Here is a 15,940-nt window from a genome sequence, read left to right on the forward strand (position 1 = left end):
GATGGCACGTAGCCGGCATGTGGTGGGACAAACTCTGCAACGCCGTTGCCACTGTGGCAAAAAATCGCGTCGATGAATTTTCGCGCATCTCAGGCGTCGTTCAGCCACCCCTGCAGCAGGTCAAGCACCAGCCGCTCGTCTTCAGCGCCCAGCGTGCCAGCATCCGGCACCGAGAACAGCATGCCACGTCGGGGCATGTGTTTGGTGCCCCACTCGGGATAGGCCGCGTAGGGTTGTCCAAACCCCACGGTGACACTGGTGCTGTCTGCCGACCAGCTCAGGCTGCGCAGCATGTCGCCATAGCGATCAAGCAGGCGGTGGTTGCCGTCCTCAGGGTAGTTCGCACGCGTCGACGGTGCCCACGGGTGCCAAGCGATGCCGTTCGGGTCCGTTTGAGTCTCGAAGCGCCCCTGAATCCGGCTTTCCAGTACGGCGCCGATGTCCGACATGGGCTGGCTGAGATCCGTGGTGCGGTCGAACAGCCGCACCAGATAGTCGTTCAGCTGCTGGCTTTCGATCGTTACAGTGATCATCAGGCCCCCAGCAACAGCAGAAGTTCAGCGAGCAGCTTTACGCGGCGCCCTGCCAGCTGGCCCAGGAAGCGCTCGGCCGCGTTGGCCAGGTTCGACACCTCGACGCGCGTCAGGTTGTCGGCCTTCACCTTGACCGTGTAGTCGGCGCCCGAAGAATCGGGCCGCTCCAGTGGCTCAATCCACACCTTGGCACCGCGTTGTTCGGGCAAATCGTTCAGGTACACACGCACCTGGCCGGTCTTCGGGTCTGTCCAGGCTGTTGCAGTGGTGGCGGTGCCGCCCAGCCCCCGAAGCGGCGCTGGGCTCAGCCCCGCGGCTTGCGCGGCGGTGCGCATCGGCGCGGACAAGCTGGCCAGTTTGCGCTGCACCAGGTTCGTGAGCAGCGCCTGGCGCGAGTCGCCCACGTTGAAGTCGAAGCCAGGGTCGATGCCGGCCGGCACGTCGGTCACTTCGCCCGTGCGCCGGTTCACGAATTCGCTGGTCACCACCTCGGGCCGCTGCTTTTTCAGGGCCGGGCCGCGCGGCGTGTTCCCCCGGTCATACTCAGCCTGGGTGACCTGAATCACGCTGCACCGGCAGCGGTAGCCGTTCGGCGGGAAATGGGTCTGCCAGAACGGATCGTCCACCGGCAGTGTCACGTTGTCCCAGAGCGCGTGCAGCGGGCGCACCCGGTCATCGCGTTTGGTCACGTACCGCAGGTAGGGCAGCGCGCGCTTGGTGCGCTGGATGCGCTGCCACTGGCCTGCCGCATAGGCCTGGCGCGTGTTGGTGTCGTAGATCAGCTTCAGCCGCGCCGGGTCGAAGCGTGTCATTACCTTCTCGCCGGTCACCGGGTCGGTCACAGCCTTCGCGCCCCACCAGCCGGCGTCGGCCAGCAGCTTCTCCGCGTCGCGCATCCAGTCTTTGCGCGTCAGATCGCCGGCCACGGACTTCGTCAAGCCGTCGCGCAGCGCGTCCAGCAGATCCACGCGCGCCAGCCTGCTGACGGTGAACTGCTGCGCATGCTCGCGCTGCCACAGGTCCTGCCAGCTGTACGTTTCGGTCAGCTGGCCACGCCCGCGCATCCAGGCGATGGCATCGGCTGGCGGCAAGCTACGCAGCTTGGCGAATTCGGCCGGCGTCAGCGCGCTGCTTGTGGCCATGATCAGCCCTTGGGCACGCCCGCAGCGCCCGCCAGGTGCGCGGCAAAGGTGGTGCTGGCCAGAGAGGTGGACAGCGCAGACGCATCCATTTCACCCAGCAGCAGCGGCAGCTGGTCCAGCAGCTGCGCTGCCGTCCAGCCTTTGGCCGATGCGTGCTCTAACAAAGCGCGCATTGGGGCCACCAGGGGCTCCATCGTCGTTTGCCACTGCGACAGCTCGTCGGTCACCAGCCGGTCGATCGCGTCGGCGTCTGCCGGGTTGCCTTCCGCAAAGCTCGCGGGCATGCGGCGATCTTCCTCGCGCAGATCGGGCAGCACCAGGGCACTGGCTCCAGGCTGGACAAGGCCAGGCGCTGGCGCGGCCTTGCGCTTCCAATGCTCGCCGTACTTGGCCTTGACGCCTTCCTCGGTCATCTGAAAGCCCAGCTCGCTGATGTTCTTGTCGGTCTCCGACTCGGCCTTCAGGTCTTCCTCTTTCTCCACCCGGCGCGACACCAGGCAGCGCTGCAGGCCGTTCAGCTCGCAGATCCAGCGCAGCAGCGTTTCGTTCAGGGTTTCGCCCAGCAAATCACTGTCGGCCTGGCTCAGCTCCAGGCGCACATCCTCGCGCTCGTTCGATGCCGCCGCCATCGCGCCACCGCTCTTGCCGCGCGGAGACTGGCCCAGGATCACTTCCATGATCCAGTCGTCCATGAACTCCACATGCGCCTGGTGCGGCGTTGCGCTGCCCGACAGCTTGCTTTCCAGCAGGTCGATCATCGTGCCTTCTGGCGTCATCACCAGGCCGTCGTTGCTCAGCGCGCGCAGTGCCTCAAACAGCGTGCTCTTTTCGCGCGGCTGCGCCGATGCCGGGTAGCGGCCCCACGGAATAGGCAGGCCAAAGCGGTCCAGGAACTTCGTCCAAGCCAGCACGCCCTTGCGCTTAAAGAAAACCGGCCAGTACAGCTGCAGGCCCAGCCCTGTGCCATAGGGGTTGTCGTCCTCAGCGTTGACCCTGTGCACGATGAACTTGCGATCCGGCACCGCAATGCCGCGCTGCATGTTCTCCCGCGTCAGCAGGCGCAGCTCGAACGGGTTGCCCTCATCCTGCGTGTACACGAAGCGGCGGTGCGAGCGCTTCACCACGCGCGCCGGCACCACCATCTGCCGGGTCATGCCATCCACGGTCACATCGCGCAGCGTCCAGACCACCTCGGTCGGCTGCCAGCCCACCAGCAGCGCATCCAGCAGGTCGTTGCACAGCTGGTCGAAGGCAAACCCGGCCAGGATGTCGTCCACCACGGCCGCGTCCTTGGTGCCCTGGTCCGACTCCACCGCCGGCTCCACCGTCCATTCACGGCTCACCACCGCCAGTTTGCGCTTTTGGAAGCCTGAGAACACCTTGCCATCACGGCGCAAGTCGCGATACAGCTCGTGCGCCTCGCTGCCAGGCAAGCCGCGTTCAATGATCAGCGGATCATTCGAGCGCAAGATGCCCATGAACGCCGTCGAAAACGGGTCTTGCGCCTGGTTCGCCACCTCGCTGTCAAGCGGCGGCAGCGGCGGCTTTTTGGTCTCGTCGCTCATAGGAAGCCCTGGTAATCATCCGGGCTGCTGATCGGCCCGTCACTTTGAAACTCGATCGGCGCGGCCGCGTTGCGCGAGGCGTACCAGGCCAGCGCGCCCGACACGGCCGAGTCACCGTGGCGCTGGCCGCCATCGGCATCCTTGGCCTTGGCCCCATCCGGCACCTTCGGCACGCCCTTGATCATCTGCACCGCGCGGTGGTCGGTCAGCACGCCGTCGTCCCGCGGCAGCGTGATCTGCCCGTCTTCAAAAGCCGCCTTGTAGCGCGGCATCTCGTCGATGTACCACTGCTGCGTCAGCATCACACGGTGAATGCGCGTGCCGCCGTAGCGCTGCGCTGCCACCTCACCCAGGTACTGACCGTTGCCGCGCACGTCGTTGGCGCCACAGGCAAAATTCGGCAGGTTGTCCGCCACGCAAAACAGCACCTGCTCTTGCTGCTTGAACGGCACGTTGCGCATCTCCAGGATGAACGGCGCCTTGCGGTGCAGGCCCTGGTCTTCCACCAGCGGCGTGATCACCGACAAGTCGCCAGAGCGCGCAAAGTCCATGCCGTAATAGCTGCGCCCCGTGGCGGGCAGCGCCTTCAGCAGCGGCATCACGTTGGCGGCCAACCAATCGCGCACCACGCTTTCACGTTCATGCTGGCTGCGCAGCTCAAAGCCCTCGGGCAGCGTCAGCCGCACCACCGGCAGGTACGGCGACATGCGCGCCTCCACCAGCGCCCGGCTGAAATAGGCCCCGCTGCTCTGGCTGGGAATGCAATCCAGCTCTTCGTCAGCGTTGTCGCGGTAGTAGTCGTAAATGCCCTCGACCCAGACATCCTGCTCGGCCTGTGTCCACACCTTGCCCATGCGCAGGCACACGCGCTGGTACAGGCCTTCCATCACAGCCTGGCGGAACGTGATGCGGTGCACCGTCCCCTTTTGCTTGCCGGCGCGAATGTCCTGCACCATCGTGTTGAAGGCGTTGTCCACACCAAAGTGCGTCGAAATCAGACGCACCTTGCCGCCCCAGATCAGGAAGGCCATCGCCGCCTTGATCAGCGCGTCCAGGTCGTCCTGAAACGCCGCCTCGTCACCCACCAGCACACCCTGGCGCCCGCGCAGCTTGCGCGGGCGCGACGCCAGCGCCGTGATGCGGTGCTTGGCCTTCGGAAACCGGATGGTGTAGACCAGGATGTTCTTTTTCTCGCCAAACTCGCCTTCGTCTTCCCACAGGCCCTGGTCAATCTGGCCCGCCACCTGGTTGAATTCCCTGGCCCACATCGCGCACGCGTCGATGTACTCCTCGGTCATGTCCTTGTCCTGGCCGATGTAGTACACGTTCTGGCCGCCCGCCGCCTTGTCGGCGGCAGCAATCAGCACATCGTCCGCCGCCTCGGCCCACGTCAGGCCCGTGCGCCGGCCCTTTTCCGCCACCTTGAAGGGCGAAGGGTCGGCGATCCAGCGCTGCTGGTAGGGCAGCAGGACGGAAGGGAGATCGCTAGGGTTCACAGCAGCGGCTCTCCAGAGTAAACGTGCCATGCGCGTCGCGCGCGCGCCCAGGCCCCCACAAATTGAGCCACGGGTACGGTTTGATCCGCGGCGTAAAAGCCGCTGATCGCAGCGTCCAGCTCATCGGCAAGTTGGCGCAGCCGGTTGTCAGGCGCAAGGCCGTCCTGGTCGGCGCGGGCACGCATCCTCGCCGGCAAATCGCGCGTGTGATCGGCGTCGGGCTTCACGCCTGTTCCCCCACACCCAAAATCCGCTGCTTGATCTGCGCCACCGTGTCGCCCGACAGCCCCGCCGCTCGCGCCGTGTTCTCCACGTCCTTGGCGGCGGCCTTCAGCTCCGCGCGCATGGCACGCAGCTGCTTTTCCACCTCCAGCTGGGTCTTGGCCGTGCCCGCCACGTCGCGGATGGCCTTGGCCAGCAGCATCACGTCCATGGCCTTGGCCGGCTTGTCGCTCTCGCCCATGGCCGACAGGGATTGGAAGGCCACCACGCGCAGCATCTCAGGCAGCAGCCGGCCCACGTCGCCATTGGGCTCGGCCTCCAGCTTGTCCACCCAGACCTTGGCCACCTCTTGCGCCTGGCGGTACTTGTCCAGCGACTCCCGCGCGCTCTTCACGTAGCGACCCACCGCGCTGCGCGACACATCGGCGCCCAGGCCCTGCAGCGCGGCCAGAATGTCGTCAATCGTGCGCCCGTCGCGGATCAGGCCATTGCAGGCGTCGACCAGCTCTTTGGGCAGCGTGGCAACGGTGGACTTGCGGGCCATGGCTTCAATCCGGCTGCGGGCGCTTCACGCCCGGCACCACCGTCTTGCCGCGCGCGGTGTCCAGTCCGCGCTCGGTGATCTTGGCGATCGTCACGCCGCCCACCTGGGTGGTGGTGGCCAGGCCTTGCTCCACCAACCAGGCAATGTCACTGCGCACCCGGTCCGTGCTGACCACGTGGCCCATGTCGCCCAGCACCGCTTCCACGGCGTAGGCGTTCGCTGAATAGCCCATGCTGTGGGCCAGCATGCGCAGGATCACCAGGCGGCGGTCCTCGGCCAAGTGGCGTTCAAAATTTTGAGTCATGGTTGATGCTCGACTTCAGTAAAAAATCTTCCACACGCCGGATCGCTGCCCGCGCGCCGTGCGCCTCGGCCAGCACCGCTTCCTGCTTGCCTTCCACGCTGGCCAGCTGCACCCGGATATCGGTGAACTCCTTGGTTGACGGCACCTGCTGCTGCCGCAGCTCAATCGCGTTCTGCCGCAGCAGCAGCGCGCGCGTGGTCAACAGCGTGTAGATCAGCGAGCAGATCGAAACCACCAGCGCCAGCACCATCAAGCCTTCCGTCAGGTTCATGGCGCAGCTTCCTCCAGCAGCGCCGCCGCCTCAGGCTGCACAACGATCACGTGGTCTTGCAGATCGTTCACGGTGGCTGCGAGCTCTGCAGCGTCTTTCGCCACTGCTCGATATCGGTCTGAGCACGATCCAAGTAGCGCTCGGGCTGTTGCCGCTTCATGAGCTTCGGCGTCGGCAGCGGCGCACGTGCCGGCGGCACGTCTTGCGCTGCTGTGCCCGTCTGCGCCGGCAATGTCGCCGCGCAGCCCATCAGCGCTGCGCTGCACGCCAGCGTTGCCAGCTGCAAGAGCCTGATCACGTTTATGTTGCGCACGCGCGTTCTCCTCGGCCTTCCTGGCCTTTTGCTGTTCCTCGGCACGCGCGCTGGCCTGTTTGGCAGCGCGCGCGTTGGCGGCCAGGCGCTCGTCTTCCGCCTTGGCCTTGTCCCACTTGTCCTGCACCTCGGTGCGGCCCTGCACGCGGTAGTGCTCCTGGCACCGGGTAACGCCCAGCGCCAGCACGCCCGCCAACACACCTGCGGCAATGGCTTTGGCTACAACGGCCCACGCTGCGGCGGTCATCTCAGTCCTTCCAGGTCAGCGCTTTGACGGCCCACATCTGGGCCGACTGCGCCTCGGTAATGGCCAGGCTGGCCAGCCGCTTCTGCTCGGGGCTGCTTGATGCCGCGCGCAGCCGATCCATCTGGTCGATCGCCTGCGCAAAGGTCATCTTGCTGGCCGCCACGGCAGCGTCGCCATTGGGGTTGAAGCCAATGCCCACGGCGCGCTCGCCATACGTCAGTTCACGGGTGCCCATGTGCTTCGTCCTCAGGGTTGCCAGGCCGCGCCCCATGTGGCGTAGCGTGGTTGCAGGTCAATCAAAATCCGGCGCGGGTAACCCAGGTTTTCTTTGCAATGCACCGTTGCGCGGCGTGCGCGGCCGCAGGCCGCATCAATCTGCTGGCGCGTCGGCGCCGCCAGGCCGGTCGTTCGCCCCTCGGCCTGCCAATGCCCCTCGCCGCCGTTGTAGCCGCGCAGCGCCAGCCACAGGCGGTCGTACCGGCTCATGCGCGCTGGCGTTCGGTCGTACAGGTGCTTGTCGTAGCCCACCATGGCGCGCAGCGCCCAACTGGGGTTGTGCGGCAGGCAGTCCGCAGCCGCAGTGCCCTCGCGCGCGCACCACCAGGTCGCCGTCGCCGGCATGAACTGCGCCAGCCCGCGCGCCCCCACGTAGCTGATCGCCTCCGGCCGCCAACCGCTCTCTTGGTGTACCTGCGCAGCGAACGCAGGCACCGGCGCATCCAGGCCCCACTGGCTGTGCGCTTCACGCAGCAGCGTCAGCTTGTAGCGTGCCGAAGCGGGTGGCACCTGGGCATGTGCCTGCGACGCCACCATCACCAGCGCCGCCGCCGTGCCCAAGGCGATGGCGACGATGGTTGCCAGCATCGCCAGGGCAGCGTCACGCAACCAGCTGTGTCGCATCATGCCCCCAGGCTCACCGCCAGCATTGCTGCAGACACGATCACGGCGCGCCGCACCATCGCCACCGCCGCCAGGCGCGTCAACTGGTCGGCCGTCGCACTTTCCAGGTTGATGGATGTCGCCTGTTCGGCAAAATTGATCACGCCACCCAGCTGGGTAAACGTGGTTTCCTGCGGCGCTTCCTCGCTGCCGTGCCGCAGTTCAAAGAACAGATCGGGCCGCGCGTACGGGAACAGGCTTCGGTCAATCCAGTAGCCCGCCACGGCGGCCAACGCCACCAGGCTCAGCTTGTACACCGTCACCGGCACCTGTTGCGGGGCTATCAGCCACACCAGCACGGTCAGCAGCGCCGCCGCAATCACCCAATCCGCCATCCGCACCCGCGCCAGCCGCATCAGCCAGCCCGCAGCCTTCTTTTCGTCCTGCATCGCCATTGCTCCATCGACAGGGGTTGAACGCGCACCGGGCACTGCGCGATACCTGCCTGTAGATGGGCATGTGCGCGCAGTTCCCGAAGCCGTAGTCCCTCAACGAAGCGCGCTCGTCCGAGAAGCGCGAGCAGCTCGCGCACCGCATGTCGGCAGGCATCGTCGGGGGCATGCGATGGATGTTCGCGCGCACGCACGCGCGCGCGTAAATGACCGCCGTCAATGGTGGCCAAGGAGATGGGGTAGGGGTAGTGCTGTGCGCGTGGTGAGCGCAGATCGCGGCGCTTCAAGACGACGGCAAGAGGGCTGCCAGCCCTCCGGAATTTATATGCTCACGACTATCCTGCGGGCGCTTTGCCGTCGCGCAAGGCATCCCAGTCGAATCCAACGATGGTGGCGTTGGTTACGTTACCGCGGAGAGTGCGCGCATTTATGGACAAGTACAACGGAGTCCGGTTCCATTCAGCCGCAGCCAGAAGATCCTTGTCGGCCTGAATCAGTGATCTCGTGTCCAACGAGGCTTTGAATTCAAGCGACCGCTCGGTTGACCGGAGTTCCAGGACGGCGGAGCCATCGCGTGGCCAGGAGACCTCCGTAATTAGGTAGACGCCATTGAGCTGAACTTCCTGTGAAGTGGCTCTTGGCTCTCTTGTCAGCCGCCGAGCCTGCTCGCCCGTCAACTGTATTCCGTCGAGCCGAATGGTCGTTGCATCGGAGGCGCTGCGCAAAATGGCGTCCCGCGCATCGTCAAAATCGTCGCGAGCCGAAACCAACGCCGGTTGACGAGCCATAGCCTCCGTGACTACTTTCAATCGTTTGGTTTCTTGTTCAGACAGCGCCACTTGAGTGGCCAACTCCGTCGACTTGCCAGCGGCTTCTGCCCGCGACTTTATAAATTGCTTGGCTACCACCGTTGCGCCAGCAATGATGCCTAGCCCAAGCACCGTGATCACAATGTCCATCGGACTCATCTTGCCCGCCAGTTCCGTTGTCAATTGGGTCAGCGCACCGCTGAAGTCGACTGTTACCACAGAACTGCCACGTTCGACGGTAGCAGTGACTGCCATCTTATTTTTCTCAGCGTCCGTCAGGCGCCGGCCATCGGGTCTAACTAGGCGCAGGTATGCCTGATCAACTGCATGTTGAACCTCTACCAGCGCTTTTCCGGTTGCCGCAGTAATGGTCCCGTCGTAGTGTGCGCCGGTAAGTGTGATCTCTACAGTCGGCCATTTGGATAGGTCAAGCGATTTGCCAGGATGCAGCGTCAATTCGCGCGCGAGGGCCTGTCGAAGTACTTCTTCTGCTGTCGCATCTGAAGCGATGACTATTGGTTGCTCGGCTGCCATCGTTCAGCGTTCCTCTGTTCTCGCCGCCATCCGCACCAGCGCATCGCTGGCATCGGCCACCATCAAGGACATCTCCTTGCTCATACGCGTCACCACCACCAGGAAGATGGCAAACGCCAGCCCAAGCAGGCCTGCGCCAATGTTCACCTTGACCAGGCTGAACAGCGCGCCCAGCGCGACCAGTGCGGCCAACACATAGCCCACGATCGCAAAGATGTTGACCACTTGCCGGAAGGTCGGATAGATGCTGTTTTCTCGCAGCTGGGTCACATAGGCTCCAACCTGCACCGGCCGGCGTGGTGACGCTGCAGGGCCGGCACCTTGCGGGGTAGGCAAAACACCACGCGCGGCGGCTGCCGCTGCCGCCACCCGGCTGTAAATGGCGCCACAGCCTGGGCACGCCTCCAGCTCGTCGCCGGTCGCGTTTTCATTCACCAGACCGCATTTCAAACACTGCTTTTTCATCCCTCACTCCTTCGTTGTCAATGGGAAATCTCTGGCCTGAGCTGCCGCCTGAGCTGCCTTTCATTGCCTCCCGGGCAATCGGCTCCAGGCGCGCCCTGATCGCGCCATAGCGCTCGGCCAGGTGTTCGTGGTGTGCCTGCAGATCCGCGCGCCCCTCGCGCTTGCAGATCAGCGCCGCAGCGCGATGCACCTGCATGCAGTGCACCGCGCGCGATGACTGCTGCACGCTGGCGGGGCGGTGACCCAGCAGTTGTTCCACATATCGCTGTGAGTTGTCCAGCAGCCACTGAATCTCTGCCATCGCCTCGTCGAAGCGCCCGGCATGCTGCAGGTACTTCGCCAGCTTGTCGTCAGTCCAGCCCACGCCCATCAGCGCCTTGCGCTCGTGCAACGCCGCAATGGCGCCGCTCCAGTCGCCTGCTTTCTTCAGCGCGCTGGCCCGGCGGTCGAGCCCGTACTCCTCGGTCTCCATGGGGTTGACCCCGATGCGGCCGATGCGAACCGTCAAAACCACGGTCATGGTGCGCCCCTTCTCTGGCGCGCCATCCATCGCGCGCGGGTCAGCGTGGTGCGGGCATAACCCCACGTGCGCCTTAGCGCCAGCGCGTCCAACTCCACGACGCGCCGCGTGCCAAATTCAGTTGCCATGAAGTCCAGCAACGCGCCGCGCTTGCCGTAGGGCTCCAGCGCATCGAGCAGCGCCAGCACGTCCGCCACCGTTGGCTGCGGCGGCGCCGTTCGGTCGGGCTGGGCATGGAAGTGGTTGATCGTCACATTGCCACCCACGCGGCCGACTTGCGTGCCGCTGCCGTGCTGGTGCATCCGCCAGCCCAGGCGGGTCAACAAGCCGTTGACCGCGTTCACCAGGGCTATCAGCACCTTGTTGTCTTTGCCCCCCCCCATGGCGCCCTCAGTTTTTAAGTTTTCGGCTTCCGATGTTCACGTCGCCAGTCACGTGGCCCAGCTGTGTGCCACTGCCGTACTGCGTTTGCGTCATACCGCCTGAGGGCGCGCCCATCAATGCGCCGATGGCTGCGCCACGCACAGCTGGCTGCGCCGCGCGAAACAGCGTCAAGAGCGCCTCCTCCTCGGCCGTGATCGTGGGCGCCGGCTTGACCCCGCCAGCGTACACGCCCGTGATGACATAGAGCACGTCAACGCCAGAGGCCGCGAACCGCGCCAGTTGGGCCGCAGTCGGAGACGACACGCCCTTCTCCCAATCGATCTGCGTGCGCTTGCCCGCGTCGGCTAGCGCAGCAAAGGCCGTCTGGGCCAGACCAATGCGTTCGCGCTCCGCCTTCAGTCGAGCGCCGATGGTGAATAAATCCGCATTCATGTGTTGACAAGGTGCGGATATCCGCACCATAATCGCTTCAACAAAACCCAACAAGCCCAAGCAGGTTGCAGCCTGCTTAAGCACTACGGAGCGCACCACATGCCCCTCAAAACCCGCCAGCAGATCCGCGCCGACTTCGCCCACAAAGGCGTTTCCGTCTCGGACTGGGCGCGCAAGCGCGGCTACAGCGTCACGGTCGTCTGGGCCATCATCAACGACAAAGAGGACAACCCAAAGTACAAGTGCCTGCGCGGCCAGGCGCATGACATCGCCGTAGACCTGGGCTTGAAGCAGGGCACCTCGCGCCCCGTTGCCACCCGCCTGCAGCTCGCCGCCTGAACGGCCCGCCATGTCGCAGCGGCATCCTACACCGGCGTACGACGACTATGGTCGCCCGCTCAGCGCCCCCGTGATTGGCGCGTCGCGCGCGCCTGATCAAGCCCATTCGCCAGCTGTCCCATCGTCCGCAGCAGCGCCGCAGCGTGCGCGCCGCTGGCGTCCGCTGGTGCCCGCCGCGCGCGCCACGCTGCACACAGTCCGGGGCCGTCAATGATTCCCCTGGCCTCCAATTGTGCGGTCAAGGTCAGCAAGGCTTGTGCTACCGCGTCCAAGGTGCCTGCCAAGTCTTCTGCACTTTCGGTCATGTTGTTCCCTCTTCATGTGAGGTCTGAATCCTCTCAGGCCAGGCCAGTGCGCACCAGCCACAGCGCCGGCATTTGTTTGGAGGCTCTGTAAGCCATGGCCGTCAAGCTGTCTCCAGCCCGCCGCGCCTTCTGGAAGCGCTATCAGCCCAGCAGCTGCAGGGACGCGCTGCACAAGTGCAAAGAGCACGCCCGTGAAGTGCTGAACCTCAGCGTGGAACGCATCGCCGACTTGATGGGCCTGCCCGACCACTGGAATCTGTACAAGTGGATCGAGTCCGGGCGCATGCCCTTCGTGCTGCTTCCGCTGTACGAATCGGTGTGCGGCATCAACCTGGCCAGCCGCTGGATGGCCGCCACGCAAGGCCGCCTGCTGGTGGACATGCCCACGGGGCGTGGCGCAGACACCGCTGACCTGGTGCAGCTGGGCGGCGGCTTCCAGCAGGCCGTGCAGCTGCTCAGCGACTTCTACAAGGCCAACGGTGGTGCGGACGCAGCCCCCGTCTTGGATGCCTTGCGCGCCCACCTTCAAAGCGTGGCCTTCCACCACGCCAACGTGGCCGGCTTTGCAGAGCCGGAGCTTCCCTTCAACCAAACCCAACCGGAGTAAAGCCATGGAGATCAGCCTGATCAAGCGCATAGAGCAGCTGGCCGGCCCCGCCGTAGCAGCGCAGCTGCGGGCGGAATACGGCGGCGCCACGCACTACGTGCCCAACCTGCGGCCGGTGCGTACCACGCCCGCCTTTGAAGCCAGCGACCAGGCCCTGGCCGAACAGATCACCCATCTTGAGGCGGCGAGATTGTTGGCGGCTCGGGCTTCAGGGAGGCACCCCGAATGCGGGCGGCCAACACCGACGCAATGTCCGCTGCGCCAGGGATCAGCTGGCAAATCTCTGGATTTCGGTGCGCATATTCAAGCCGATCGGCCAGCTGCAGGGCATCTGTCAGGCCACGTCGGTGGAGATCACCAATGAGCAGCGCCAACGCTTCGTGCAAGACAGCCGACCGTGCGAGCGCCTCGTCGGCGCGGCTCTTCGCGTCAATCAAGTGTGCGGCGATGCCATGTGGAATTAACTCAGCCATGTGTGTGCCTCCTGTGGCGATTGTGAAGGTTGCCCCATGAGCGCCGACGACCGCAACCTGACCCTGCGCACGCTGGATGTGCTGGAAGTCCTGTGCGGCTACGCCGCCTCCGGCGCCACCAACAGCGAGTTGGCTGCCGCCGCCAAGACCACGCCGCCCAACATCACCAAGGTGATGGCGCAGCTGATCGCCAAGGGCTGGGCACGCAAGAGCGAAGAGAACGGCCGCTTCTTTCCAGCGCCCGCCTTCACGCGCCTCACTTTCCGCGTCACTGCCGACCTGGATCGCCTGCAAACCCGCCTGGACGACCAGCGCCGCGCCTTCACCGGCGCCTGATCAGCCCCTTTTCCTCAACCAACCCGACCGATACACCATGGCCCGCACTGCCACCACCAAAACCGCCCCTGCAGAGTCCCAGGACATCCTGCCCGCCATTGTTGAGCGCACCGAAGCCGCCCAAGACCAGGCCGCAGCCGCAGCCGAGTCAGCGCGTGCGCTGGCGGCGCAGATCGGCTACGAGGGCGCCATCACCGTGGGCACCATCGAAGACGAGATTCGCTTCTACCAGCGCCGCAGCGTGGAAGCCCTGCTGGAGTGCGGCAAGCGCTTGCTGATCCTGAAGGAGCTGACGCCGCACGGTGAATTCGTTCAACGTTGCGAGCTACTTGGCTTCGCTGACCGCACAGCGCGCCGATTCATGCAGGCTGCAGCTAAGACCGCCAAATCGGCCAATTTGGCCGTTTTGAGCACACAGGTCAAATCTGCCAGTGCCTTCCTTGAGCTGGTCACGCACGACGACGATGAGCTGGAAGCGCTCAGCGACATGGACGAAATCGACCGCATGTCGGCGTCCGATCTGCGCGAGGCGCTCCGAAAACAGAAGCGAGAAACGGATCGGCATCAGTCCGTCAGCGCCGAACTCAGCCAGCAGCTGGCCGGCGAGCGCGCGGGCCGCAAGAAGCTGAGTCAACGCGACTGGCCTCAGGCGTTTGAAGGTCTGCGCAACCAGGCCCACGTGGCGCTGGGCGACATTGAAAAGTCCATCTGCCTGCTGGACGGCATCCGCGCCGAGGCCATCAAGGACGAAGCCGCAGCCGGTGCCGATGAGGATTCGTTGACGCAAGCACGCGAGGCGCTGGCCGATCAGCTGGCCGCCGGCTACCGACGCGCGCACCAGGCGCTGGACGGCTTCGCCACGCTGTTCAACCAGACGCTGGGTGCCTTCGGCACCACCGAAGCGCTGTAAGACCGCCGCCGCTACAGGACACCCGATGCCCGCCGCCCTGCCGCCCGACGAGTTGGTACAGCTGTGCGCTTTGCGCGACCGCCTGGCCGCCGCCGCGCATGGCGAGGCCACGGCTCTCAAGACCGCCTATTTGGCCGACAAGACCGACAGCCTGGCCACGCTGCACCGCAAGCTGCGCGTGTACGCCGGCTACCGGCCGGAACGCAAGGTGCGCAGCGACAAGGGGCGCACCCGCCTGCCGGCCGACACGCTGGACTTCATCGCCAGCACGCGGCTGGCGTCCCAGCGGCAGAACGCCCACGGGCATGCCACCAAGCCGATCGGCGTGGCCATGAATGTGGCCGAGCAAAACGGGTTTGAGGTCAATGTCACCCCGGGCCGCGTGGCATCGCTGCTGCGCAGCCGGCAGATGGACATGAAGACCCAGGCCAACGCGCGCAACCACCTGCGCCTGCGCAGCCTGTTTCCCAACCACGTCCATCAAATCGACCCGTCCCTGTGCCTGATGTACTACATGGGTGGGCGCCAGGTCATCATGAACGAGGCCAGGTTCAACAAGAACAAGCCCGTGGCGATGGAGCGCGTGAAGCTGAAGGTGTGGCGCTACACCCGCTACGACCATGCCAGCCGCTGCATCGACGTGCGCTACTACGAGGCCGCTGGCGAAAACCAGGCCAGCCTGTTCGACTTCCTCATGCACACCTGGGGCGCGTTTGAAGGGCGCCTGTCGCACGGCGTGCCGCAGATGCTGCTGTGGGACAAAGGCAGCGCCAACACCAGCACCGGCGTGCGCCGCCTGCTGGATGCGCTGGGGGTCAACCATGAAACCCACGCCGCTCACCACGCCTGGGTCAAGGGTGGCGTGGAAAGCGCCAACTACATCGTTGAGCGCCAGTTTGAAAGCCGCTTGCGCGCCGAGCCAGTCACCACGGTGGAACAGCTGAATGCCGCCGCCGCCGCCTGGGTGCGCGACTACAACGCCAATGCCATCGCCCACGTCGATGCCCGCGTGCGCTGCGACGATGGTGAACAGCGCGTGCGCGATGACCTGTGGAGCCTGATTCTGCAAACGCCGGGCGCGCTGGTTGAGCTGCCCGCCCGCGATGTGTGCGCGTGGTTCATGACCGGCAAGGAACACACCCGCATGGTGCGCGACAGCCGCATCACCTTCGTGCACCCGCAATCTGGCCGCAGTGAGCTGTACGACCTGACGCCCTGGGCGGGCGAGATCTACAACGGCCAAAAACTGGATCTGGTGCCGCTGCTGATGGCGGACTGCGCCCTGCGCGTGATGCTGCCTTCGGCAGACGGGAGCGACCGATTCATTGAAGTGGAGCCGGTGCGCGAGTTCGACGCCTACGGCCGCCCGTTGTCTGCGCCGGTCATTGGACTGGAGCGCCGCCAGGCGCCGCACACCGCTGCGCAGGAGGTGGCCAAGCGCCTCACCGAAGTGACCTGGGGTGCGGGCACGTCCACCGCCGAGGCTGAAAAGCTGCGCGACAAGAACGCGCGCCCATTCGCCCACCTGAATGACGGCAAGGGCGCCGTGGCGCATTCCCACCTGGGCAAGACAGAACTGCCCGCGCGCCTGCTGCCCGATGCCGAGCAGGTGCAAACGGCCGCCATTGCGGGCCGCCGAGCAGCAGAAAAGGTGGCCCCGCTGCTGAATCACTTCCAAGCCACGCGCGCCCTGAAAGAGCGCGGCGTGGCGATGAACCCCGAGCGCGTTTCCCAGCTGCGCGCCTGGTACCCCGACGGTGTGCCAGAGAACGAGCTGGACAACCTGCAACACCGCCTCACGGTGCGCGCTGGTCTGCGCGTTGTCGGCGGCGGCGGTGCAACCGAGTGAAGGAATTTC

At 65.3% G+C, this 15,940-nt stretch carries 24 protein-coding genes; 6 read left to right on the plus strand and 18 right to left on the minus strand.

Translation table 11 applies throughout. From position 1 onward, the window contains the following. Positions 1-89: 89 nt before the first annotated feature. The 17 genes from C6570_RS01125 to C6570_RS01205 all read right to left on the minus strand — a co-directional run bounded on the left by C6570_RS01125 (position 90) and on the right by C6570_RS01205 (position 11,208). A complete protein-coding gene (locus tag C6570_RS01125; protein WP_106701290.1) occupies positions 90-533 on the minus strand; it encodes a phage virion morphogenesis protein in 444 nt (147 codons plus the stop codon). Further along, on the minus strand, positions 533-1,675 hold the full coding sequence (locus C6570_RS01130; protein WP_211297628.1) for a phage head morphogenesis protein: 1,143 nt from the start codon (positions 1,673-1,675) through the stop codon (positions 533-535). Before C6570_RS01130 ends, C6570_RS01125 begins: the two co-directional genes overlap by 1 nt. Before the next feature lie 2 nt (positions 1,676-1,677). Next, the gene (locus tag C6570_RS01135) at positions 1,678-3,240 is read right to left on the minus strand and encodes a DUF935 domain-containing protein (protein WP_106701292.1); all 1,563 of its coding nucleotides are present in this window, start codon (positions 3,238-3,240) and stop codon (positions 1,678-1,680) included. Continuing rightward, the gene (locus tag C6570_RS01140; RefSeq protein WP_211297629.1) at positions 3,237-4,736 is read right to left on the minus strand and encodes a hypothetical protein; all 1,500 of its coding nucleotides are present in this window, start codon (positions 4,734-4,736) and stop codon (positions 3,237-3,239) included. Before C6570_RS01140 ends, C6570_RS01135 begins: the two co-directional genes overlap by 4 nt. Then, the gene (locus C6570_RS18065) at positions 4,733-4,963 is read right to left on the minus strand and encodes a hypothetical protein (RefSeq protein ID WP_106701296.1); all 231 of its coding nucleotides are present in this window, start codon (positions 4,961-4,963) and stop codon (positions 4,733-4,735) included. Before C6570_RS18065 ends, C6570_RS01140 begins: the two co-directional genes overlap by 4 nt. Next, positions 4,960-5,502 carry a phage protein Gp27 family protein gene (locus tag C6570_RS01150; protein ID WP_106701299.1) on the minus strand — a complete coding sequence of 181 codons (543 nt, stop codon included), beginning with the start codon at positions 5,500-5,502 and terminating at the stop codon, positions 4,960-4,962. Before C6570_RS01150 ends, C6570_RS18065 begins: the two co-directional genes overlap by 4 nt. Positions 5,503-5,506: 4 nt before the next feature. After that, positions 5,507-5,806, minus strand: coding sequence for a VpaChn25_0724 family phage protein (locus C6570_RS01155; protein WP_106701301.1), 300 nt, complete (start codon positions 5,804-5,806; stop codon positions 5,507-5,509). After that, positions 5,790-6,056 (minus strand): hypothetical protein, encoded by a 267-nt coding sequence (locus tag C6570_RS01160; RefSeq protein WP_123812173.1) that lies wholly within the window; start codon positions 6,054-6,056, stop codon positions 5,790-5,792. The genes C6570_RS01155 and C6570_RS01160 overlap by 17 nt, the downstream gene beginning before the upstream one ends. Positions 6,057-6,073: 17 nt before the next feature. Further along, positions 6,074-6,637 (minus strand): hypothetical protein, encoded by a 564-nt coding sequence (locus C6570_RS01165; protein WP_106701305.1) that lies wholly within the window; start codon positions 6,635-6,637, stop codon positions 6,074-6,076. A gap of 1 nt (position 6,638) precedes the next feature. Beyond that, the gene (locus C6570_RS01170) at positions 6,639-6,872 is read right to left on the minus strand and encodes an Acb2/Tad1 domain-containing protein (protein ID WP_106704448.1); all 234 of its coding nucleotides are present in this window, start codon (positions 6,870-6,872) and stop codon (positions 6,639-6,641) included. An 11-nt stretch (positions 6,873-6,883) separates the two neighbouring features. After that, positions 6,884-7,540, minus strand: a complete 657-nt coding sequence (locus tag C6570_RS01175; RefSeq protein WP_245896261.1) for a transglycosylase SLT domain-containing protein — start codon at positions 7,538-7,540, stop codon at positions 6,884-6,886. Further along, positions 7,537-7,965: a putative holin gene (locus tag C6570_RS01180; protein ID WP_164675463.1), complete on the minus strand. Its 429-nt coding sequence runs from the start codon at positions 7,963-7,965 to the stop codon at positions 7,537-7,539. The genes C6570_RS01175 and C6570_RS01180 overlap by 4 nt, the downstream gene beginning before the upstream one ends. Before the next feature lie 338 nt (positions 7,966-8,303). Next, positions 8,304-9,311 carry a hypothetical protein gene (locus C6570_RS17865; protein WP_123812175.1) on the minus strand — a complete coding sequence of 336 codons (1,008 nt, stop codon included), beginning with the start codon at positions 9,309-9,311 and terminating at the stop codon, positions 8,304-8,306. A gap of 3 nt (positions 9,312-9,314) precedes the next feature. After that, on the minus strand, positions 9,315-9,776 hold the full coding sequence (locus C6570_RS17870; RefSeq protein ID WP_123812176.1) for a hypothetical protein: 462 nt from the start codon (positions 9,774-9,776) through the stop codon (positions 9,315-9,317). Further along, complete coding sequence (locus C6570_RS01195) at positions 9,739-10,296, minus strand: hypothetical protein (RefSeq protein ID WP_123812177.1); 558 nt, start codon at positions 10,294-10,296, stop codon at positions 9,739-9,741. Before C6570_RS01195 ends, C6570_RS17870 begins: the two co-directional genes overlap by 38 nt. Beyond that, on the minus strand, positions 10,293-10,679 hold the full coding sequence (locus C6570_RS01200; RefSeq protein WP_106701313.1) for a hypothetical protein: 387 nt from the start codon (positions 10,677-10,679) through the stop codon (positions 10,293-10,295). The genes C6570_RS01195 and C6570_RS01200 overlap by 4 nt, the downstream gene beginning before the upstream one ends. Positions 10,680-10,686: 7 nt before the next feature. Further along, a complete protein-coding gene (locus C6570_RS01205; RefSeq protein ID WP_123812178.1) occupies positions 10,687-11,208 on the minus strand; it encodes a helix-turn-helix domain-containing protein in 522 nt (173 codons plus the stop codon). Between the two features lie 3 nt (positions 11,209-11,211). On the opposite strand from C6570_RS01205, the gene C6570_RS01210 reads away from it, so the two are divergent. Continuing rightward, positions 11,212-11,451: a DNA-binding protein gene (locus tag C6570_RS01210; protein ID WP_106701317.1), complete on the plus strand. Its 240-nt coding sequence runs from the start codon at positions 11,212-11,214 to the stop codon at positions 11,449-11,451. A gap of 59 nt (positions 11,452-11,510) precedes the next feature. Here C6570_RS01210 and C6570_RS17875 read toward each other — a convergent pair whose 3' ends face one another. After that, the gene (locus C6570_RS17875) at positions 11,511-11,756 is read right to left on the minus strand and encodes a hypothetical protein (protein ID WP_123812179.1); all 246 of its coding nucleotides are present in this window, start codon (positions 11,754-11,756) and stop codon (positions 11,511-11,513) included. Positions 11,757-11,850: 94 nt separating this feature from the next. Here C6570_RS17875 and C6570_RS01215 point away from each other — a divergent pair, with 94 nt between their 5' ends. The 5 genes from C6570_RS01215 (at position 11,851) to C6570_RS01230 (ending at position 15,931) form a co-directional block, all read left to right on the plus strand. After that, positions 11,851-12,363, plus strand: a complete 513-nt coding sequence (locus tag C6570_RS01215) for a hypothetical protein (protein WP_106701319.1) — start codon at positions 11,851-11,853, stop codon at positions 12,361-12,363. 4 nt (positions 12,364-12,367) lie between these two features. Continuing rightward, positions 12,368-12,727 (plus strand): hypothetical protein, encoded by a 360-nt coding sequence (locus C6570_RS17880; protein ID WP_123812180.1) that lies wholly within the window; start codon positions 12,368-12,370, stop codon positions 12,725-12,727. A gap of 145 nt (positions 12,728-12,872) precedes the next feature. After that, on the plus strand, positions 12,873-13,172 hold the full coding sequence (locus C6570_RS01220) for an IclR family transcriptional regulator (RefSeq protein WP_106701321.1): 300 nt from the start codon (positions 12,873-12,875) through the stop codon (positions 13,170-13,172). A 37-nt stretch (positions 13,173-13,209) separates the two neighbouring features. Next, positions 13,210-14,082, plus strand: a complete 873-nt coding sequence (locus tag C6570_RS18330; protein WP_245896262.1) for a DUF3102 domain-containing protein — start codon at positions 13,210-13,212, stop codon at positions 14,080-14,082. A 25-nt stretch (positions 14,083-14,107) separates the two neighbouring features. Beyond that, complete coding sequence (locus C6570_RS01230) at positions 14,108-15,931, plus strand: DDE-type integrase/transposase/recombinase (RefSeq protein WP_106701323.1); 1,824 nt, start codon at positions 14,108-14,110, stop codon at positions 15,929-15,931. The last annotated feature ends 9 nt before the right edge of the window (positions 15,932-15,940 follow it).

It is taken from the genome of Ottowia oryzae (assembly GCF_003008535.1).
Classification (GTDB): Bacteria; Pseudomonadota; Gammaproteobacteria; order Burkholderiales; family Burkholderiaceae_C; genus Ottowia; species Ottowia oryzae.

Excerpts from the sequence above, each read along its gene's own strand:
- C6570_RS01125 (WP_106701290.1), bottom strand. The coding sequence starts at position 533 with ATGATCACTGTAACGATCGAAAGCCAGCAGCTGAACGACTATCTGGTG.
- C6570_RS01130 (WP_211297628.1), bottom strand. The coding sequence starts at position 1,675 with ATGGCCACAAGCAGCGCGCTGACGCCGGCCGAATTCGCCAAGCTGCGT.
- C6570_RS01135 (WP_106701292.1), bottom strand. The coding sequence starts at position 3,240 with ATGAGCGACGAGACCAAAAAGCCGCCGCTGCCGCCGCTTGACAGCGAG.
- C6570_RS01150 (WP_106701299.1), bottom strand. The coding sequence starts at position 5,502 with ATGGCCCGCAAGTCCACCGTTGCCACGCTGCCCAAAGAGCTGGTCGAC.
- C6570_RS01155 (WP_106701301.1), bottom strand. The coding sequence starts at position 5,806 with ATGACTCAAAATTTTGAACGCCACTTGGCCGAGGACCGCCGCCTGGTG.
- C6570_RS01160 (WP_123812173.1), bottom strand. The coding sequence starts at position 6,056 with ATGGTGCTGGCGCTGGTGGTTTCGATCTGCTCGCTGATCTACACGCTG.
- C6570_RS01165 (WP_106701305.1), bottom strand. The coding sequence starts at position 6,637 with ATGACCGCCGCAGCGTGGGCCGTTGTAGCCAAAGCCATTGCCGCAGGT.
- C6570_RS01170 (WP_106704448.1), bottom strand. The coding sequence starts at position 6,872 with ATGGGCACCCGTGAACTGACGTATGGCGAGCGCGCCGTGGGCATTGGC.
- C6570_RS01175 (WP_245896261.1), bottom strand. The coding sequence starts at position 7,540 with ATGATGCGACACAGCTGGTTGCGTGACGCTGCCCTGGCGATGCTGGCA.
- C6570_RS01180 (WP_164675463.1), bottom strand. The coding sequence starts at position 7,965 with ATGCAGGACGAAAAGAAGGCTGCGGGCTGGCTGATGCGGCTGGCGCGG.
- C6570_RS17865 (WP_123812175.1), bottom strand. The coding sequence starts at position 9,311 with ATGGCAGCCGAGCAACCAATAGTCATCGCTTCAGATGCGACAGCAGAA.
- C6570_RS17870 (WP_123812176.1), bottom strand. The coding sequence starts at position 9,776 with ATGAAAAAGCAGTGTTTGAAATGCGGTCTGGTGAATGAAAACGCGACC.
- C6570_RS01195 (WP_123812177.1), bottom strand. The coding sequence starts at position 10,296 with ATGACCGTGGTTTTGACGGTTCGCATCGGCCGCATCGGGGTCAACCCC.
- C6570_RS01200 (WP_106701313.1), bottom strand. The coding sequence starts at position 10,679 with ATGGGGGGGGGCAAAGACAACAAGGTGCTGATAGCCCTGGTGAACGCG.
- C6570_RS01210 (WP_106701317.1), top strand. The coding sequence starts at position 11,212 with ATGCCCCTCAAAACCCGCCAGCAGATCCGCGCCGACTTCGCCCACAAA.
- C6570_RS17875 (WP_123812179.1), bottom strand. The coding sequence starts at position 11,756 with ATGACCGAAAGTGCAGAAGACTTGGCAGGCACCTTGGACGCGGTAGCA.
- C6570_RS01215 (WP_106701319.1), top strand. The coding sequence starts at position 11,851 with ATGGCCGTCAAGCTGTCTCCAGCCCGCCGCGCCTTCTGGAAGCGCTAT.
- C6570_RS17880 (WP_123812180.1), top strand. The coding sequence starts at position 12,368 with ATGGAGATCAGCCTGATCAAGCGCATAGAGCAGCTGGCCGGCCCCGCC.
- C6570_RS01220 (WP_106701321.1), top strand. The coding sequence starts at position 12,873 with ATGAGCGCCGACGACCGCAACCTGACCCTGCGCACGCTGGATGTGCTG.
- C6570_RS18330 (WP_245896262.1), top strand. The coding sequence starts at position 13,210 with ATGGCCCGCACTGCCACCACCAAAACCGCCCCTGCAGAGTCCCAGGAC.
- C6570_RS01230 (WP_106701323.1), top strand. The coding sequence starts at position 14,108 with ATGCCCGCCGCCCTGCCGCCCGACGAGTTGGTACAGCTGTGCGCTTTG.